This is a genomic window from Pseudomonas sp. CFBP 13719, from assembly GCF_014842095.1.
In the GTDB taxonomy this organism is placed as follows: domain Bacteria; phylum Pseudomonadota; class Gammaproteobacteria; order Pseudomonadales; family Pseudomonadaceae; genus Aquipseudomonas.
The window spans coordinates 14,996-31,273 of the sequence record NZ_JACYVB010000008.1 but is presented as its reverse complement, the minus strand read 5'-3'; the positions used below and the strand labels follow the sequence as shown (position 1 = coordinate 31,273).

Here is a 16,278-nt window from a genome sequence, read left to right as displayed (position 1 = left end):
CCGATTTCGACCTGCCCCAGAGAACCCGCCATGTCCGTCTGCCAGACTCCCATCATCGTCGCCCTGGATTACCCGACCCGCGAAGCGGCCCTGAAGCTGGCCGATCGACTGGATCCCAAGCTGTGCCGGGTCAAGGTGGGCAAGGAGCTGTTCACCAGCAGCGCCTCGGGCATCGTCGAAACTTTGAACGCCAAGGGCTTCGAGGTGTTCCTGGACTTGAAATTCCACGATATCCCGAACACCACCGCCATGGCCGTCAAGGCTGCTGCCGAAATGGGCGTGTGGATGGTCAACGTCCACTGTTCCGGCGGCCTGCGCATGATGGCGGCTTGCCGCGAGGTGCTGGAACAGCGCTCTGGCGCCAAGCCGTTGCTGATCGGCGTCACCGTGTTGACCAGCATGGAGCGCGAAGACCTTGCCGCCATCGGCCTGGACATCGAGCCGCAGGAGCAGGTGCTGCGCCTGGCGGCGCTGGCGCAAAAAGCCGGCATGGATGGTCTGGTCTGTTCGGCGCTCGAAGCCCAGGCCTTGAAGGCAGCCCATCCGACCCTGCAGCTGGTCACGCCAGGCATTCGCCCGGCCGGCAGCGCACAGGATGACCAGCGGCGCATCCTCACACCCCGCCAGGCGCTGGATGCGGGTTCCGATTACCTGGTGATCGGGCGTCCGATCAGCCAGGCTGCCGATCCAGCCCAGGCATTGGCCGATGTGGTTGCGCAGATCAACGGCTGAGCTTGCCCGCGTTGAGAATCAGCAACGTCAGTACGCCGGCGATGATCCCCCAGAACGCCGAGCCTACCGAAAACAGCGTCAGGCCCGAGGCGGTGACCATGAACGTCACCAGGGCGGCCTCGCGCTCCTTCGGCTCGCTCATGGCCTGAGTCAGGCCATTGATGATGGAGCCGAACAACGCCAGTGCGGCGATCGACAGCACCAGTTCTTTGGGCAGGGCGGCGAACAGCGCTGCCAGGGTGGCGCCGAACGTGCCGGCAATGGCGTAGAACACGCCGCACCAGACCGCCGCGGTATAGCGTTTGGTGGGGTCTTCATGGGCATGCGGCCCCGTGCAGATGGCCGCGCTGATGGCCGCCAGGTTGACTCCATGGGAACCGAACGGCGCCATCAGCAACGAGGCGATACCCGTCACCGAGATCAATGGCGAGGCCGCTACCTGATAACCATCGGCGCGCAGCACGGCGATACCCGGCATGTTCTGCGAGGTCATCGCCACCACGAACAGGGGAATGCCGATGCTGATGGTCGCGGCCAGGGAAAAGGACGGCGTGGTCCACTGCGGCTCGGCGACCTGCAGGCTGAAATGGCTGAAATCGAGCAAGCCGAGCGCGCCGGACACCAGCGTGCCGATGACCAGCGCTGCCAGCACCGCATAGCGCGGCGACAGCCGTTTCACCATCAGGTAGGTGAAGAACATGCACAGCACCAGGGCTGTGCGATGTTGCGCGGCGACGAATATCTCGCTGCCGATCTTGAACAGGATACCGGCCAGCAGCGCTGCGGCCAGCGAAGCAGGCAGGCGCTTGAGCAGGCGCTCGAAACTGCCGGTCAGGCCGCAGATCGTGACCAGTACCGCGCAGGTGATGAACGCGCCGATGGCTTCCGGGTAACTCACGCCGCCCAGGCTGGTGATCAGCAAGGCTGCGCCCGGTGTCGACCAGGCGACTGTTATGGGGGTGCGGTAGCGCAGCGAGAGACCGATGCTGCACACCGCCATGCCGATCGACAGTGCCCAGATCCACGAGGATATCTGCGCGGTGGTCAGGCCGGCGGCCTGGCCGGCCTGGAACATCAGGACCAGCGAGCTGGTATAGCCGGTCATCATGGCGATGAAACCGGCCACCACGGCAGATGGCGCGGTATCGGCCAACGGGCGCAGCGGGGCGACGGTGGTGGGGTTGGGCATGGCGGTCCGATCCTTGTCCTGAGCAGCGTCGCTCAAGGGTAAGCCAAGGTGTACGGGCGCATGCGGTACAGCGGCGCGATCAATCGACGATACAGCTGGGCGACAGCGCTCAGGCTGCCGCGAAGCGGGTGTTGAGGTAATCGATGATCACTTTGGAATCGTACATCCAGGTAACCTTGCCGGCCTCCTCGATACGCAGGCAGGGCACCTTGATCTTGCCTCCCTCGGCCAGCAGGGTATCGCGCGCCACGGGGTCGTTCTTGGCGTCGCGCAGGGGCACCGGCACATTGAGCTTGTGCAGGGTGCGCCGGGTCTTCACGCAGAACGGGCAGGCGTGGAACTGATAGAGCGTCAGCCCGCTGGCGGCGCGGTCGACCTCGGCCTGCGCTTCGGGGCTGCGCTTGCGCCGCGGTGGGCGGGTGAGCAGGTCGCCCGCCACGATCACCTGGCCCAGTCCGATACGCAACGCTTTCATCAACATGTGGCAGCCCTCGAGGTTGGGGTACGGCTTACTTGATCAGGCTGAGAAATTCGCTGCGGGTCGCCGCGTTGTCGCGGAACTCGCCCAGCATCACCGAGGTGATCATCGAGGAATTCTGCTTCTCGACGCCACGCATCATCATGCACATGTGCTTGGCTTCGATGACCACGGCGACACCCAGTGCGCCGGTGACCTGCTGCACCGCATCGGCGATCTGCCGACCCAGGTTTTCCTGGATCTGCAGGCGGCGAGCGTACATGTCGACGATACGCGCCACCTTGGACAGCCCGAGCACCTTGCCGCTGGGAATGTAGGCGACGTGAGCACGCCCAATGAACGGCAGCAGATGATGCTCGCACAACGAATAGAGTTCGATATCCCTGACCAAGACCATTTCGCTCGCATCGGAGCTGAACAGCGCACCGTTGGTGACTTCATCGAGAGTCTGCTCGTAGCCGCGGCACAAGTACTTCATGGCTTTGGCGGCGCGTTTGGGCGTATCGAGCAGGCCTTCGCGGTTAACGTCCTCGCCGAGCTGGCCAAGGATCTCGGTGTAGTTCTGTTCCAGGGACATGATCAAACCTGTGGGGAAATATTTCGCAGACGCGAAGGGTACGGCTCCGCTCGCACGGGTGCAAGCGAAGCGTTATTCGTCGCGGCCTTCGAGCATGGTGCGCTTGAGCATCACGTACACCGCGCCGGCGCCGCCGTGGCGTGGCTGGCAGGAGGTGAAGCCCAGCACCTGCGTGTGCTGGCGCAGCCAGGTGTTGACATGGCTCTTGATCATCGGCCGCTTGCCGTCCAGGCGCACCGCCTTGCCATGGGTCACGCGCACGCAGCGGATCTCGAAGCGAGTGGCTTCGGCGAGGAATGCCCAGAGCGTTTCGCGGGCTTTCTCCACCGTCATGCCGTGCAGGTCGAGGCTGCCTTCGAAGGGGATCTGGCCGACCTTGAGCTTGCGCATCTGGCTTTCCTGGACGCCGTCGCGCGCCCAGTGCAGGTCGTCCTCGGGGCCGACGTCGATGACGAACTGATCGGACAGCCCGTCGACCGTCGTGCCCTGGGTGCCCACCGTGGCTGCCTGGCGCAGTGCCTGCAGCTTGAGCTTGTCGGCTTTCGGCCTGCCGGTGTCGGCGCGATCGTGCTGGATACGCCGCACGCCGCGCATCTGGTCCTTGAACAGGGAAAATTCGTCGTCTTGCATGAAGGTCTCCACCACGGGAGCGCTAGTCTACGCGACTCAATCGTGCTTTTTCATCAGGTGCGGGGCCAGGCCGAGTTCACGGCTGCGGCGCATTCCACGGCGACTGCGGCGCCAGAGCCACAGGCCCAGATAAAGCACCAGCAGCCCCATGCCAGCGAGTATGGCTGCGCCGCTGGTGGTGGTGTCCAGCCCGGCGACCTGAGGCGGATGCCCCAGCAGGGTAGCGATGCCGGCCATCGCCAGCAGCAGGCCGAAGGTCAGCAGCACGGCGCCCAGCCCCGCGCCCAGACGATAGCGCCAGCCACCGGGAGCACGTTTCCTGAGTCTGCGCGCATTGAAACCATGGGATGACTTCATTGATTCCTCGGTGGCGATCGGGCCGGCTGGGGGTCAGAGCAAGTCGCCGGTCATGGCAACTGCGGCGAAGTTGTCACGCATGATGGCCATTTCTGCTTCCTGCACCTTGGCTGCGGCAAGCACGCCGTCGCCCTGGGGCAGGTCACGGGTCGCGCAGGCGTCGGCCACCAACGTGCAGCGATAGCCGTAGTCTTTGGAAGCGCGCACGGTGGTGCTGACGCTGGAGTGACTCATGAAGCCGCAGACGATCAGGTCCAGATGGCCGTAGCTCTGCAGCAGCTCGTGCAGCCCGGTATTGTTGAAGGCATTGGGCATGCGCTTCTCGACCACGGCTTCGTCGCCCTGCGGTTCGAAACCCTCGATGAACTCGCCGCGTCGGCCCTGGGGGTCGAACAGCCCGCCAACGGTGCCCAGGTGGCGGATGTGCACCACCGGACGCTTGGCCGCACGCGCCGCGGCAACCAGGCTGGCGATGTTGGCCAGCGCTTCGTCCATGCCCGACAGGGCCAGGTCGCCACTGAGGTATTCCTTCTGCGCATCGATGATGATCAGGCTGGCGTTGGCGATCCGGGTGGGCGGGAAACCGCGGCCACTGAGTTGGAACATCGTCTTTGGAACGGACATCTGGGGCTCCTTTGGCTAGGGCTTTTGCCGCATTGTCCTCTGCTCGAGCCGTTCTGTGAATCGGATTGAGCGAACATCGCGAAAATCACCCGCGGGCCTCTGTTAATATTCCGGCTTGATTCGACCGAGGAGCTTTTGTGATCACTTCCCGCTTGCGCACCGTGCGCGACCACATCCGTTGGGCCGTCAGCCGTTTTCATGGCGAAGAGCTGTTCTTCGGCCACGGTACCGACAACGCCTGGGACGAAGCCCGTCTGTTGGTGCTGGGGGCGTTGAACCTGCCTTATGAAATTGCCGACAGCTACCTGGATTGCCGCCTGGAAGACGATGAGATCGTGCGTGTGCAGCACCTGCTCAAGCGGCGCATGGAAGAGCGCGTGCCGGCCGCCTACCTGATCGGCGAGGCATGGTTCTGCGGCATGTCGTTCATCGTCGATGCACGGGTGCTGGTGCCACGTTCACCGATCGGCGAACTGATCGAGAACCGCTTCGAGCCCTGGCTGAGCCAGCCGCCGACGCGGATTCTCGACCTGTGCACCGGTTCGGGCTGCATCGGCATCGCTTGCGCCGACGTTTTTCAGGACGCTGAAGTAGTGCTGGCCGACCTGTCGTTCGAGGCGCTCGAGGTGGCCAATCAGAACATCGAGCGGCATGGCCAGGAAGAGCGGGTCTATACGGTGCAGGGCGATGGTTTCGAAGGGTTGCCGGGGCAGCGTTTCGACTTGATCGTGTCCAACCCGCCTTATGTCGATGCCGAGGATTTCGCCGACATGCCCGCCGAGTATCAGCACGAACCCGAGCTGGGCCTGGCCTGTGGCGACGACGGCCTGAACCTGGTGCGGCGCATGCTGGCCGAGGCGGCGGATCACCTCAACGACAAAGGCCTGTTGATCATCGAGGTCGGCAACAGCCAGGTGCACGTCGAGGCGCTCTATCCGGAGGTGGATTTCCACTGGCTGGAGTTCCAGCGCGGCGGGCACGGCGTGTTCATGCTCAGCGCGGCACAGTGCCGTGAGCATCAGGCGTTGTTCGCTTCGCGTATCTGAGGGCGCATGAACTGTAGAGCGGGTTGCGCTCGCGAACGTCTGCAGCGGTTTGGCTCGATACCGCAGTAACGCCTTCGCGTGCAGAGCCCGCTTCCACACAGTTTTTGCGAGTGCCGCTGTCAGCGGTGGGTGGCGATCCAGATCAGCAGCGCGGCCTGGAACACAGCGAATGCAATGAGGCAGGCGATGGTGAAACGTAGGCCACTTTCCTCGCGCGAGAATTTACCGATACGTTCCTGCTGCCCGTGCAGCCTCAACTCCATCTCCTGCAACTGCTGCTCGGCCATCTGCAGCATCTCGCTGGCCGCCAGCACCTCGACCATCTGAACTTTCTCCGCGTTCCAGGTGCTCAGCAACTGACTGACGGCAATCGGGTGGTACTGGCCCTTGAGGCGTTGCACGTCTGCGTATTCAACGTTCAAGCCTTGGGTGCGCAGCGCGTGGTCACGACGATCCAGGCCGGCAGGCTGGAGCGCTTCCTTGCTCGACAACGCCGCGCCTTGCAGCGTGTAGTGCGGCCAATGACGCTGCAGCCATGCAGCGGCGTGGGCCATGACGAAGCGCCCCAGGCCACGGTTGACCGGTTCCAGTTGCAGGCCTGCGTCACTGCCCAGGCTGACCTGTCGCAGCTGATGATCGACCCAGACATCCAGCCGGTTCTGCTCGCTGCGCACGCGCTGGGCAGGCAGCTGGATGTCGAGGCGCAACAGGCTCAGGGCAGGGTCGTGGCGCTCGGCCATGCCGAACTGCACGAAACGCAAGGGGCGCGGGCCGCTGGCACGGTCGGCGGGCAGGGGCGACAGGCGCAGCATCCTGAACTGCTCGGGGGTCACCTCGGCCCACGGCCGCGGCGGCGCTGCAGGTTCTTCGACGACGGCTTCTGGCGGGGCTTGTTCGGTCATGGTGCGATCCTCTTCACGCACCTTGTATCGGCCACGCCTGCCCACTCTTGAACGCTGCCATGGGTCCCCTGGCGCGTTGCTTCAAAGCCCGTCGATGAATTTCACCACTGCCTGACCCAGTTCCGCCGCCAGCGGACGTTTGTGGTCACGATACGACTTGAGTTGCGAGGGCAGGTCCATCGGCACGATACGCAGCACGTGGTTCATGCCGGGAATCAGCGCCAGCTGCGCATCGGGCTTGGCGCGTTGCAGTGCCTGCGCATCGCCAATCCCGACCTGGATGTCGTTGCTGCCCTGGACGATGAGGGCGGGGATCTTCAAGGCGGCGAAGGCCTGCGCAGGGTCCTGGCGCAACAGCGAAATCAGGTAAGGCTGCACGCTGGGGCGAAACAGCACCTGCAGGGGCTGGGGCACGTCCGGGTCGTACTGCCCAGCTTCCAGGCGCTCGATCAACTGATAGCTGCGCGGTTGCAGCTCGGCTGGCAAGCGCTCGCCGATCTGCTCGCGCAACACTTCGCCCAGCGGGCGACCGCTGCCCGACAGCGAAATGACCGCATCGGCCTGGGCGCGCTGCGCTGCCAGAGTGGCGATCAGCGCACCTTCGCTGTGGCCCAGGATGATCAGCGGGCCGAAGCGCGGGTCGCGCTTGAGCTGCGCGCTCCACGCCACGGCATCGTCGACGTAGCCTGCCACGCTCAGGTCGCGCTCGTCGGGGGTGGCCTTGCGGCCGGTGGCCACGCCGCGCTTGTCGTAGCGCACGCTGGCAATGTTGTTCTGCGCCAGCAGCAAGGCGAGCTTCTTCAGGCTGTCGTTGCGACCCGCCTCGGGATTGTTGCCGTCCCGGTCGGTCGGACCAGAGCCGGAAATCATCAGCACCACCGGCACCGGCCGATCCGCACGGGGCACCAACTGCGAGCCGTACAGCGTGCCCTGAGCGGTCTGCAGCTCAATCGGGCGCCTGGCAATATCAGGGGTGGCGGCCAGTGCAGCGGTGCTGCTGATGAACAGAAACAAGGCAACCAACCGGAACGTCATCTGCAACATCATCGAGCCACTATCAAGGGAAGTGCGCTTTGGACTGGGGCGTCTGGCTAAGGTTCAGGGATGAACTGGCCGTCGACCCTGCGTATACTGGCGCTCTGTCTGATTCGGTTGATTTCGCGGAGCGCCCTGCATGTCCGGCAATACCTTCGGCAAGCTGTTCACTGTCACCACCGCTGGCGAAAGCCATGGCCCGGCGCTGGTCGCCATCGTCGACGGCTGTCCGCCAGGGCTGGCAATTTCCGTGGACGACCTGCAGCGCGACCTCGATCGACGCAAGCCGGGTACCAGCCGGCACACCACCCAGCGTCAGGAACCCGATGAGGTCGAGATTCTCTCCGGGGTGTTCGAAGGGCGTACCACCGGTACCTCGATCGGCCTGCTGATTCGCAATACCGATCAGAAATCCAAGGACTACTCGGCGATCAAGGATCTGTTTCGCCCGGCCCACGCGGACTACACCTACCATCACAAGTACGGCGAGCGCGACTACCGTGGCGGTGGTCGCAGTTCGGCGCGTGAAACGGCCATGCGCGTGGCCGCAGGCGCGATCGCCAAGAAGTACCTGGCCACCCAGGGTATCCAGATCCGCGGCTACATGAGCCAGCTGGGCCCGATCCCGATTGCCTTCAAGAGCTGGGATGGCGTCGAAGACAACGCCTTCTTCAGCCCCGATCCGGACAAGGTTCCGGAGCTGGAGGCCTACATGGACCAGCTGCGCCGCGACCAGGATTCGGTCGGCGCCAAGATCACCGTGGTGGCCGAAGGCGTCATGCCGGGCCTGGGCGAGCCGATCTTCGATCGCCTGGACGCCGAGCTGGCCCATGCCCTGATGAGCATCAACGCGGTCAAGGGCGTGGAAATCGGCGCCGGTTTCGCCTGCGTTGCCCAGCGCGGCACCGAGCACCGCGACGAGATGACGCCCGAAGGGTTCCTCAGCAACCACGCGGGGGGTGTGTTGGGTGGCATTTCCTCGGGCCAGCCGATCATCGCTCACCTGGCCCTCAAGCCAACGTCCAGCATCACCACGCCGGGTCGCTCGATCGACGTTCACGGCCAGCCGGCGGACGTCATCACCAAGGGCCGCCATGATCCGTGCGTGGGCATCCGTGCCACGCCCATCGCCGAAGCCATGATGGCCATCGTGTTGATGGACCACCTGCTGCGCCATCGCGCGCAGAATGCCGACGTCAAGGTCGACACCCCGGTGCTGGGCCAGCTTTGAGCGCGGTGCCGCCGCCGGCGGGGCATTCGGTCCCGTATTGGCGGCTCTCCACCTTCTACCTGTTCTATTTTGCCTTGCTCGGGTCGACGGCGCCGTTCCTGGCGCTGTACTTCCACTATCTGGGCTTCGACAGCGCGCGCATCGGCGAGCTGGTGGCGATTCCCATGCTCATGCGCTGCGTGGCGCCCAACCTGTGGGGTTGGCTGGGCGACCACACCGGTCGACGCCTGGCCATCGTGCGCATTGGCGCGGTCTGCACCCTGGCCAGTTTTTCCCTGATCCTGGTGGACACCGGCTACGCCTGGCTGGCAATGGTGATGGCCCTGCACGCGTTCTTCTGGCACGCGGTACTGCCACAATTCGAAACCTTGACGCTGGCACACCTGCAGGGGCAAACCGCACGTTACAGCCAGGTCCGCCTATGGGGCTCGATCGGCTTCATTCTGGCCGTGGTGGGCCTGGGCCGGGTATTCGAGAGCCTGAGCCTGGATGCCTATCCGTACGCGCTGCTGTTGATCATGGCCGGTATCGTCGTGGCGAGTGCGTGGGTACCGGATGTACCTGCCGGCGAGGGCATTCGGCGCACGACGGGGGAGGGCTTCATGAAACAGCTGATTCGCCCCGGCGTATTGGCGTTCTATGGGTGTGTGGGCCTGATGCAGCTGAGCCACGGCCCGTACTACACGTTTCTGACCCTGCACCTGGAGCAGCTGGGCTACAGCCGTGCGGTGATCGGCATGCTGTGGGCAGTCGGGGTGGTGGCCGAGGTCCTGATGTTCCTGGCCATGAGCCGGATTCTGGCGCGCTTTTCCTTGCGCCATGTGCTCATCGCCAGTTTCCTCCTGGCGGCCATACGCTGGTTGCTGTTGGGCAGTTTCGCCGAACACCTGTGGCTGCTGGTGCTGGCGCAGCTGATGCACGCCGCCACCTTCGGCAGCTTCCATGCGGCGGCGATCCATTTCGTGCAGCGCAGTTTCGGCGCCCATCAGCAGGGTCAGGGGCAGGCCCTGTATGCCGCACTGGCCGGTGTCGGCGGCGCCCTGGGGGCGCTCTACTCAGGCTACCTGTGGCAATCCCTGGGCGCTGCCGGCACGTTTGCCCTGGCCAGCCTCGCCGCGTTCGCTGCCGCGTTGATCATGCTCAGGCGCACGCCCCATGATCTGCCACCTGTGGCCAGTCACTGAAACCCATTCGAGGAATTTGCATGAGTCGCCTGAGCGTCTATCACCACAGCACTGCAGACATCCCCAACAAGGTGCTGAGCCACACCGAAGACATTGCGGCTACGCTGGCAGAGCTCGGTGTGCGCTTCGAACGCGCCGGATCGACGCTGCCCGTCTCGTTCGAGGCAAGCCCCGAGGAGGTCGTCGCAAGCTGTCGGGCCGAGGTCGACGCCTGGATGGCCCAAGGTGGCTACATGAGCGTGGACGTGCTCAGCCTGGACGAGAACAACGTGCAGCACACCCCGACGCAGGCCGAACTGCTGCGCGAGCATCGTCTTGTCGGAGAATGGGTACTGTGCGTGCTGGCGGGCCGCGCGCTGTTGAACCTGCACGTTGGGGGTTACGTGTACGCGCTGCTGTGCGAGCGCGATGATCGCGTCGTGGTTCCGGCGGGCATGGCCCATTGGCTGGACATGGGCGAGCGGGGGCGACTGATTGCGTTGCGCGTGCTCACCGACTCACGTGGCTGGTGCCCGGAGTACGTGGTGCAGCCTATGAACGATCTGTTTCCAGGGCTGGACGAATGATCCGGCCTCTATCGAGCCGAAAAAAAACCCGATACCAGGATGCGCCAGGTATCGGGCTTTAGAAGAAACAGAGGTCAAGCAACAGCGGTCCAGCGAATACGTGCCGAGCAACACTTGCCGGGCAGATCAGCCTACGCTGATCAGGCCGAATGGTAGGTCGGCAGCGCGAAGCGGTTCTGGCTTTGCAGCATGTTGATTGCTGGCAGCTGGCTGGCTTCGCCGGCCAAGTCGCGACGGATCGCGCTGATGACCCAGGTCAGCTGCTCAGGGGTGTGCAGCTGGGCATAGGAAATAGAGCGTTTGATCTGTTTGCCATCAGTATCACGCAGGGTCAGCAGAACAGCACCATCCGGACGCGGCTGGGTGGTCACTTCGTACTCGGAGAAAACGGAAACGAATTTTTCGTGGAGGAAGTTCATGTGCAGCTCCTAGCAAGTTGGCAGGCATGTCTAGGTAGTTGCAGCGAGTGTGCCAAGTTTCGTTAAATATAAAAACCTTGTAAATCAACAGCTTGGGAATAAGGCAAAATTCGGGCTCCGTGCAATTTGCATGAATGGTCGTCGGGCATGCTGCATTTTGCGCGGCGTGGTGGGTCTGACGGTAAGTCGCCCGGAGGGAATGACAGGCGCAGGACGGATTTTTTCCTTCGCCATTACTGTCTATGACCACAAATCGCCAATAAATTCCCGCTTCCAGGGGCGATAGCCAGGCTCTGTTGCAGGCTCGACGCCCAGCGGGAACACTGCCTACCGTGAACCATTTGCCAGGAGGTTTTGCCATGACCCAACCCGAAGCTCGCCAGATGAACGACGAAGAAGCCGCCGAGTTCGCTGAACAAGTGTTCGACGTCGCTCGCAACGGCGATGCGCAGATGCTCGAGCGCCTGCTCGAAAAGGGCCTGCCGCCCAATCTGCGCAACCACAACGGCGACACCTTGTTGATGTTGGCGACCTATCACGGCCACCTCGATGCGGCACGCGCGCTGCTGCAGTACAAGGCCGATCCGTTGATTGCCAACGACAAGAATCAACTGCCCATGGCTGGCGCCGCTTTCAAAGGCAACCTGCCCATGGTGCAGTTGCTGATCGAGCAGGGTGCCCCGGTCGATGGTGCATCGGCCGATGGCCGGACCGCGCTGATGATGGCCGCGATGTTCAATCGCACGGAGATGGTCGAGTACCTGCTGGCGCAGGGCGCCAACCCGAACGCAGTGGACGCACAAGGCATCACTGCCCTGGGCGCCGCGCGTGCCATGGGGGCCACGCTGACCATCGAACAGTTGCAGAAGCTGGCGGCCTGATACCCGCTTGGCTGAATTGCGGCTATCCTTGCGGCCTTTTTCCAGCGCCGCAGGGGTTGCCTCATGAAACAGTCACTTGTCGAACTCATCGGTAAAATCGGTTCGGGCTGCATGCGCGATGAAGACATCGAACGCATTGCCGATGAAGCCGCCCAGGCCTACGCCGATCCCCAGGCCTTCCTGGCCGCCAACCCCGACATCAACTACGACGACAGCTTTGCCATCCCACTGGGCGAATGGGTGGTGGTGGGCAGTCTGCCCGACACGGTCATTTTCCAGGCCGACACCTACCCCGAGTTGCTGCAGCAGATCATCGACTCGTTCGGGCCCGATGTGACCTTCAATATCAAGCCCAAACAGCTGAACAAGGTCGAGGCGCTGACCGCGCTCAATCGTATCCAGGTGCAACTGGGAGCCATGAGCAAGGAAGAGGGCGGCTACGTGCTGTTCAACTTCAGCCAGCCACTGGACGACGAACTGCAGATGGTGCTGGTGTACGGCAAGGACGTGGATCGGGTGACGGCGCTGGGCGCAGAATTGCACATCGTGGCGGTACCAGCCCTGGAGGCATTGCGCGTCGCAGTGCACGTCTGAACGCTTGTTCCAGCTTTCGCTCGGTTGCCACGGAACCCCTGCGACACGCCGCTATCCTAGTTGATGCATGCCATCCACAAGGAGTATCACATGGGTTCCACTTTCAATAGCCTGATCGGCCTGATCATCCTCGCGCTGGACATCTGGGCGGTCATCAACGTCATCAAGAGTGGTGCCTCGACCGGGGCCAAGGTCCTGTGGGTACTGCTGATCATCTTGCTGCCGGTATTGGGCCTGATCATCTGGGCCATCGCCGGTCCACGCGGCAACGTACGGGTCTGAATGCAACAGGTCGAACCTGCAACGGGTTCGACCTGCCAGCCCTACCGACGTATCATCCTCGGCCCGACCGCCGTTTCGCGGCCGCAGCAAAGAATCTGAACGGAATTTTCACCTGTCTTCACGGACAATCCGCGCCCAGATTTCACCTTCGCGTCACCCCTAGACCCTAACCGACAGACCTCAACGGACCTTTCCCACACATGGCTACTCCGGACGCCTTGAGTCAAAAGCAGGCCGCGCGCGGCACACTGCAACCGACCGTCAAATCGCACCTGGCTTATACCCTGCTCAGCGGCCTGGCAATCATGCTGATGCTCAGCGGATTGCGCCTGGCCTTGCTGATGTACAACCGCGAGATGATCGGTGATACGCCTGCCAGCACCTTCGTCGAAGCTTTCTTCAATGGCTTGCGCTTCGACCTGCGCCTGGTGGTGTACCTGCTGATTCCATTGCTGCTGGCGGTGCTCAGCGCTCGCGCCATGCGCTGGCGCGGGCTGTTCCGGGCCTGGCTGACGATAGTGTCCAGCGTGGTGCTGCTGTGCGGCCTGATGGAGATGGACTTCTACCGCGAGTTTCACCAGCGCCTCAACGGCCTGGTGTTCCAGTACGTGAAGGAAGATCCCAAGACCGTCCTGAGCATGATCTGGTATGGCTATCCAGTGGTGCGCTATCTGCTGGCCTGGGTCTTCGTGACCTGGCTGCTGAGCCTGGTGTTCAAGGGCTTCGACGGCCTGACCCGTCCGCGCGTTGCCACGGCGGCCAGCGTCAGCAAGCCGGTGGCGCCTTGGTATGCGCGCGCAGGTGTATTCGTGGTTATTCTGCTGATTGCCGTGGTGGCCGCGCGCGGCACCCTGCGCCAAGGCCCGCCGCTGCGCTGGGGCGACGCCTACACCACCGACTCGAACTTTGCCAACCAGCTGGGCCTCAACGGCTCGCTGACGCTGATCGCCGCCGCGAAAAGCCGCATGTCCGAAGACCGCGACAATATCTGGAAGGCGACTCTGCCGCAGGACGAAGCGCAAAGCGCCGTCCGTGAAATGCTGCTGACCCCCCACGACACGCTGGTGGACAGCGACACCGCCGCGGTGCGCCGCAACTTCCAGCCGCCTCAGGCCAACACCCTGCCGATCAAGAACGTGGTGGTGATCCTGATGGAGAGCTTTGCCGGTCATTCGGTGGGCGCGCTGGGCGCCGAGGGCGGCATCACGCCGTACTTCGACAAGCTGGCCCAGGAAGGGCTGCTGTTCGATCACTTCTTCTCCAGCGGTACTCACACCCATCAGGGCATGTTCGCCACCATGGGTTGCTTCCCCAACCTGCCGGGCTTCGAATACCTGATGCAGACCCCAGAGGGCAGCCACAAGCTCTCCGGCCTGCCGGAGATGCTCAGCGCCGCTCGCGGTTACGACGACGTGTATGTCTACAACGGTGACTTTGCCTGGGACAACCAGTCCGGGTTCTTCAGCAACCAGGGCATGACCACGTTCATCGGTCGCAACGACTTCGTCAATCCAGTGTTCTCCGATCCGACCTGGGGTGTGTCCGACCAGGACATGTTCGACCGCGGCAACGAAGAACTGGCCAAGCGCGGCGCTGCTGGCAAGCCGTTCTACGCACTGCTGCAGACCCTGTCCAACCACGTGCCCTACGCCTTGCCGGCCGATCTGCCAGTCGACAAGGTCACCGGGCGCGGCAGCCTGGACCTGCATCTGACCGCCATGCGCTACTCGGACTGGGCCCTGGGCCAGTTCTTCGAGAAGGCCCGCAAGGAGCCGTACTTCAAGGAAACCCTGTTCATCGTGCTGGGCGACCATGGCTTCGGTAACCAGAAGCAGATCACCGAGATGGACCTGGGCCGCTTCAACGTACCGTTGCTGCTGGTCGGGCCGGGCATCCAGGAGAAATTCGGCAAGGTCAACCACACCGTCGGCTCGCAGCCCGATGTGGTGCCGACCATCATGGGTCGCCTGGGCGGCGCCAGTCAGCACCAGTGCTGGGGGCGCGACCTGCTCAACCTGCCTGCCGGAGACCCCGGCTTCGCCGTGATCAAGCCTTCGGGCAGCGAGCAGACCGTGGCGATCATCAAGGGCGACCGCATTCTGGTCGAGCCCCGTGACATGGACACGCGGCTGTATCGTTATCAGTTGGGCCGTGAATTCGACGCCCAGTTGATCCCCGATGCCGACGATGTGCCGCAATTGCGGGCCAAGCTGGACTCGTTCATCCAGACCGCGACCAAGAGCCTGCTGGACAACACCGCAGGTGCGGTGGAGAGCAAGCAGGAGTAAGTACCTGGTGTATTGTAAAAGGCCCTTCGGGGCCTTTTTTCATGGCCGTGTCGACGCTGGGTTGGCACACCTCCGGCAATCCACCGTCTGGAACGAATCCCCGCCGCTGCGAGTCAACGTTGAGTGAGGTATCAAGCAGATTCCTGCCTGAATTCCGTCGAGGAGATGTACACCGATGAAAGAGTGGAAAATCAGCTTCGTCAACAAGGATGGCGTGCTGGACAGCATGGCCATCCGTGCTGACACCTGCCCGTCGATCGAAGAGGCGGCAACGCTCGTTCGCTCCAAGCTGTACCCCGTTGCAGCCGGACTGGATGAAGTCAACCTTCCCGACAACGTTGCCTCGCCGGTTGCCAAGACCCTCAAGTCGCAGCACAGCGTGGAAATCACGGCCATCACCGAAGTCGCTTGAATTTCACCTGATCCGGGCCATTGGCACGGGCCCGGCCTTCGCGCTACTCTGCGGGTAGGGTCCCCACGGATCCTGCTGCTCGTTTTCGTACATGCTTCTTGCAACAGGCTCGATTCCAGGCGCCGCGTCCTCGACGCTGCACCGCACCCATTCCTTGTTCCGAGGAGGTTCTGGAAGTACTGAAAGTCTATCCGTCGTTATTGCTGAGGGAGACGATTCATGAGCACAACCTATCAAGAAGACATCAGCAGCAATGTATTGCGCCGCATGAAAGAGGGCGGTTTCGATTTCGCACGCATTCACCCTATCGAGTTCTATGCGGTCTTTCCCGATGAAGACCGGGCGCGGACGGCTGCCGGCAAGTTTCGCGGCGAGTCGCTCAATGCTCAGATAAGCGAGCGCGACGACGGTGCCTGGCACCTGGAGTTGAGCAAGCTGATGTACGCGACCTACGGTGGTATCGGTGAATTCGAGCAGGATTTCGAAGCCGTGGTCGAACCTCTGGGAGGTGAAATCGAGGGCTGGGGCGTGAAGCACGAGGTCCGGCGCCCGCAGGCCTGAAACCAGGTGAGCCACGGCGGCGCCGTGGTTCACCTGCTCACCGAATGGCAGGCAAAAAAAAGCCGCTCACAAGGTGGCGGCGAAAGGGAATTCGGTGACTCGTAATGGGGCGCCAAGCTTTTGCCGGTGCCGATGAATTAAATATGCACTAACGCTGCAAGCTATTGAATTCAACTCTGTCTATGCTGGTCATAGCCTCAAGCCGCTTGAAATATCCGCTTCGCAATGAAGCGTATATCAGCGGCGTTCGGACGTTGCCGCACAATAACGGTGCACGGTTCCCAACTGGG

At 63.0% G+C, this 16,278-nt stretch carries 20 protein-coding genes; 11 read left to right on the top strand and 9 right to left on the bottom strand.

Translation table 11 applies throughout. The features are described from left to right. The first annotated feature begins 30 nt into the window (after nucleotides 1-30). On the top strand, nucleotides 31-732 hold the full coding sequence (gene pyrF, locus IFT57_RS21435; protein WP_122795007.1) for an orotidine-5'-phosphate decarboxylase: 702 nt from the start codon (nucleotides 31-33) through the stop codon (nucleotides 730-732). Here pyrF and IFT57_RS21430 read toward each other — a convergent pair. The 6 genes from IFT57_RS21430 to IFT57_RS21405 all read right to left on the bottom strand — a co-directional run bounded on the left by IFT57_RS21430 (nucleotide 722) and on the right by IFT57_RS21405 (nucleotide 4,587). Then, nucleotides 722-1,921, bottom strand: a complete 1,200-nt coding sequence (locus IFT57_RS21430) for a benzoate/H(+) symporter BenE family transporter (RefSeq protein ID WP_122795006.1) — start codon at nucleotides 1,919-1,921, stop codon at nucleotides 722-724. The genes pyrF and IFT57_RS21430 overlap by 11 nt on opposite strands. A 109-nt stretch (nucleotides 1,922-2,030) precedes the next feature. Beyond that, complete coding sequence (locus tag IFT57_RS21425; RefSeq protein ID WP_122476330.1) at nucleotides 2,031-2,402, bottom strand: glutaredoxin family protein; 372 nt, start codon at nucleotides 2,400-2,402, stop codon at nucleotides 2,031-2,033. A gap of 28 nt (nucleotides 2,403-2,430) precedes the next feature. After that, a complete protein-coding gene (folE, locus tag IFT57_RS21420; RefSeq protein ID WP_122476328.1) occupies nucleotides 2,431-2,976 on the bottom strand; it encodes a GTP cyclohydrolase I FolE in 546 nt (181 codons plus the stop codon). Nucleotides 2,977-3,048: 72 nt separating this feature from the next. Then, on the bottom strand, nucleotides 3,049-3,606 hold the full coding sequence (locus IFT57_RS21415; protein ID WP_122476326.1) for a Smr/MutS family protein: 558 nt from the start codon (nucleotides 3,604-3,606) through the stop codon (nucleotides 3,049-3,051). Between the two features lie 36 nt (nucleotides 3,607-3,642). Further along, on the bottom strand, nucleotides 3,643-3,963 hold the full coding sequence (locus tag IFT57_RS21410) for a hypothetical protein (protein ID WP_192152609.1): 321 nt from the start codon (nucleotides 3,961-3,963) through the stop codon (nucleotides 3,643-3,645). Between the two features lie 33 nt (nucleotides 3,964-3,996). After that, nucleotides 3,997-4,587, bottom strand: coding sequence for a cysteine hydrolase family protein (locus tag IFT57_RS21405; RefSeq protein WP_122713912.1), 591 nt, complete (start codon nucleotides 4,585-4,587; stop codon nucleotides 3,997-3,999). A 137-nt stretch (nucleotides 4,588-4,724) separates the two neighbouring features. Here IFT57_RS21405 and prmB point away from each other — a divergent pair, with 137 nt between their 5' ends. Continuing rightward, nucleotides 4,725-5,633, top strand: a complete 909-nt coding sequence (gene prmB, locus IFT57_RS21400) for a 50S ribosomal protein L3 N(5)-glutamine methyltransferase (RefSeq protein ID WP_192152608.1) — start codon at nucleotides 4,725-4,727, stop codon at nucleotides 5,631-5,633. A 119-nt stretch (nucleotides 5,634-5,752) separates the two neighbouring features. Here the strand turns inward: prmB and IFT57_RS21395 are convergent, their stop codons facing one another. Next, nucleotides 5,753-6,535 (bottom strand): hypothetical protein, encoded by a 783-nt coding sequence (locus IFT57_RS21395; RefSeq protein WP_192152607.1) that lies wholly within the window; start codon nucleotides 6,533-6,535, stop codon nucleotides 5,753-5,755. An 81-nt stretch (nucleotides 6,536-6,616) separates the two neighbouring features. Then, complete coding sequence (locus tag IFT57_RS21390) at nucleotides 6,617-7,570, bottom strand: alpha/beta hydrolase (protein ID WP_122795188.1); 954 nt, start codon at nucleotides 7,568-7,570, stop codon at nucleotides 6,617-6,619. Between the two features lie 139 nt (nucleotides 7,571-7,709). Here IFT57_RS21390 and aroC point away from each other — a divergent pair, with 139 nt between their 5' ends. The 3 genes from aroC to IFT57_RS21375 are packed head-to-tail and all read left to right on the top strand — an operon-like array spanning nucleotide 7,710 to nucleotide 10,551. Then, a complete protein-coding gene (gene aroC / locus IFT57_RS21385; RefSeq protein WP_192152606.1) occupies nucleotides 7,710-8,801 on the top strand; it encodes a chorismate synthase in 1,092 nt (363 codons plus the stop codon). A gap of 5 nt (nucleotides 8,802-8,806) precedes the next feature. Beyond that, entirely contained in the window at nucleotides 8,807-9,985 is a 1,179-nt protein-coding gene (locus tag IFT57_RS21380) for an MFS transporter (protein WP_192152713.1), read from the top strand. 20 nt (nucleotides 9,986-10,005) lie between these two features. After that, nucleotides 10,006-10,551: an acireductone dioxygenase gene (locus IFT57_RS21375; RefSeq protein WP_192152605.1), complete on the top strand. Its 546-nt coding sequence runs from the start codon at nucleotides 10,006-10,008 to the stop codon at nucleotides 10,549-10,551. A 140-nt stretch (nucleotides 10,552-10,691) separates the two neighbouring features. Here the strand turns inward: IFT57_RS21375 and IFT57_RS21370 are convergent, their stop codons facing one another. Next, the gene (locus IFT57_RS21370) at nucleotides 10,692-10,970 is read right to left on the bottom strand and encodes a DUF3509 domain-containing protein (protein ID WP_043185483.1); all 279 of its coding nucleotides are present in this window, start codon (nucleotides 10,968-10,970) and stop codon (nucleotides 10,692-10,694) included. A 359-nt stretch (nucleotides 10,971-11,329) separates the two neighbouring features. Here IFT57_RS21370 and IFT57_RS21365 point away from each other — a divergent pair, with 359 nt between their 5' ends. From IFT57_RS21365 to IFT57_RS21340, 6 genes are all read left to right on the top strand, one after another. Then, nucleotides 11,330-11,851 carry an ankyrin repeat domain-containing protein gene (locus IFT57_RS21365; protein ID WP_192152604.1) on the top strand — a complete coding sequence of 174 codons (522 nt, stop codon included), beginning with the start codon at nucleotides 11,330-11,332 and terminating at the stop codon, nucleotides 11,849-11,851. Between the two features lie 63 nt (nucleotides 11,852-11,914). Further along, nucleotides 11,915-12,445, top strand: coding sequence for a hypothetical protein (locus tag IFT57_RS21360; RefSeq protein ID WP_192152603.1), 531 nt, complete (start codon nucleotides 11,915-11,917; stop codon nucleotides 12,443-12,445). Nucleotides 12,446-12,535: 90 nt separating this feature from the next. Further along, nucleotides 12,536-12,727: a PLDc N-terminal domain-containing protein gene (locus IFT57_RS21355; RefSeq protein WP_043185491.1), complete on the top strand. Its 192-nt coding sequence runs from the start codon at nucleotides 12,536-12,538 to the stop codon at nucleotides 12,725-12,727. Nucleotides 12,728-12,927: 200 nt separating this feature from the next. After that, a complete protein-coding gene (locus tag IFT57_RS21350; RefSeq protein WP_192152602.1) occupies nucleotides 12,928-15,015 on the top strand; it encodes an LTA synthase family protein in 2,088 nt (695 codons plus the stop codon). A gap of 175 nt (nucleotides 15,016-15,190) precedes the next feature. Beyond that, nucleotides 15,191-15,427, top strand: a complete 237-nt coding sequence (locus tag IFT57_RS21345) for a hypothetical protein (protein ID WP_122476302.1) — start codon at nucleotides 15,191-15,193, stop codon at nucleotides 15,425-15,427. A 219-nt stretch (nucleotides 15,428-15,646) separates the two neighbouring features. Further along, nucleotides 15,647-15,988, top strand: a complete 342-nt coding sequence (locus IFT57_RS21340) for a ribonuclease E inhibitor RraB (RefSeq protein ID WP_122713903.1) — start codon at nucleotides 15,647-15,649, stop codon at nucleotides 15,986-15,988. Nucleotides 15,989-16,278 lie beyond the last annotated feature (290 nt).

Excerpts from the sequence above, each read along its gene's own strand:
- IFT57_RS21395 (WP_192152607.1), bottom strand. The coding sequence starts at position 6,535 with ATGACCGAACAAGCCCCGCCAGAAGCCGTCGTCGAAGAACCTGCAGCG.
- folE (WP_122476328.1), bottom strand. The coding sequence starts at position 2,976 with ATGTCCCTGGAACAGAACTACACCGAGATCCTTGGCCAGCTCGGCGAG.
- IFT57_RS21370 (WP_043185483.1), bottom strand. The coding sequence starts at position 10,970 with ATGAACTTCCTCCACGAAAAATTCGTTTCCGTTTTCTCCGAGTACGAA.
- IFT57_RS21365 (WP_192152604.1), top strand. The coding sequence starts at position 11,330 with ATGACCCAACCCGAAGCTCGCCAGATGAACGACGAAGAAGCCGCCGAG.
- pyrF (WP_122795007.1), top strand. The coding sequence starts at position 31 with ATGTCCGTCTGCCAGACTCCCATCATCGTCGCCCTGGATTACCCGACC.
- IFT57_RS21410 (WP_192152609.1), bottom strand. The coding sequence starts at position 3,963 with ATGAAGTCATCCCATGGTTTCAATGCGCGCAGACTCAGGAAACGTGCT.
- IFT57_RS21360 (WP_192152603.1), top strand. The coding sequence starts at position 11,915 with ATGAAACAGTCACTTGTCGAACTCATCGGTAAAATCGGTTCGGGCTGC.
- IFT57_RS21430 (WP_122795006.1), bottom strand. The coding sequence starts at position 1,921 with ATGCCCAACCCCACCACCGTCGCCCCGCTGCGCCCGTTGGCCGATACC.
- IFT57_RS21415 (WP_122476326.1), bottom strand. The coding sequence starts at position 3,606 with ATGCAAGACGACGAATTTTCCCTGTTCAAGGACCAGATGCGCGGCGTG.
- IFT57_RS21340 (WP_122713903.1), top strand. The coding sequence starts at position 15,647 with ATGAGCACAACCTATCAAGAAGACATCAGCAGCAATGTATTGCGCCGC.
- IFT57_RS21345 (WP_122476302.1), top strand. The coding sequence starts at position 15,191 with ATGAAAGAGTGGAAAATCAGCTTCGTCAACAAGGATGGCGTGCTGGAC.
- IFT57_RS21350 (WP_192152602.1), top strand. The coding sequence starts at position 12,928 with ATGGCTACTCCGGACGCCTTGAGTCAAAAGCAGGCCGCGCGCGGCACA.
- IFT57_RS21375 (WP_192152605.1), top strand. The coding sequence starts at position 10,006 with ATGAGTCGCCTGAGCGTCTATCACCACAGCACTGCAGACATCCCCAAC.
- aroC (WP_192152606.1), top strand. The coding sequence starts at position 7,710 with ATGTCCGGCAATACCTTCGGCAAGCTGTTCACTGTCACCACCGCTGGC.
- IFT57_RS21425 (WP_122476330.1), bottom strand. The coding sequence starts at position 2,402 with ATGTTGATGAAAGCGTTGCGTATCGGACTGGGCCAGGTGATCGTGGCG.
- IFT57_RS21390 (WP_122795188.1), bottom strand. The coding sequence starts at position 7,570 with ATGACGTTCCGGTTGGTTGCCTTGTTTCTGTTCATCAGCAGCACCGCT.
- IFT57_RS21405 (WP_122713912.1), bottom strand. The coding sequence starts at position 4,587 with ATGTCCGTTCCAAAGACGATGTTCCAACTCAGTGGCCGCGGTTTCCCG.
- IFT57_RS21355 (WP_043185491.1), top strand. The coding sequence starts at position 12,536 with ATGGGTTCCACTTTCAATAGCCTGATCGGCCTGATCATCCTCGCGCTG.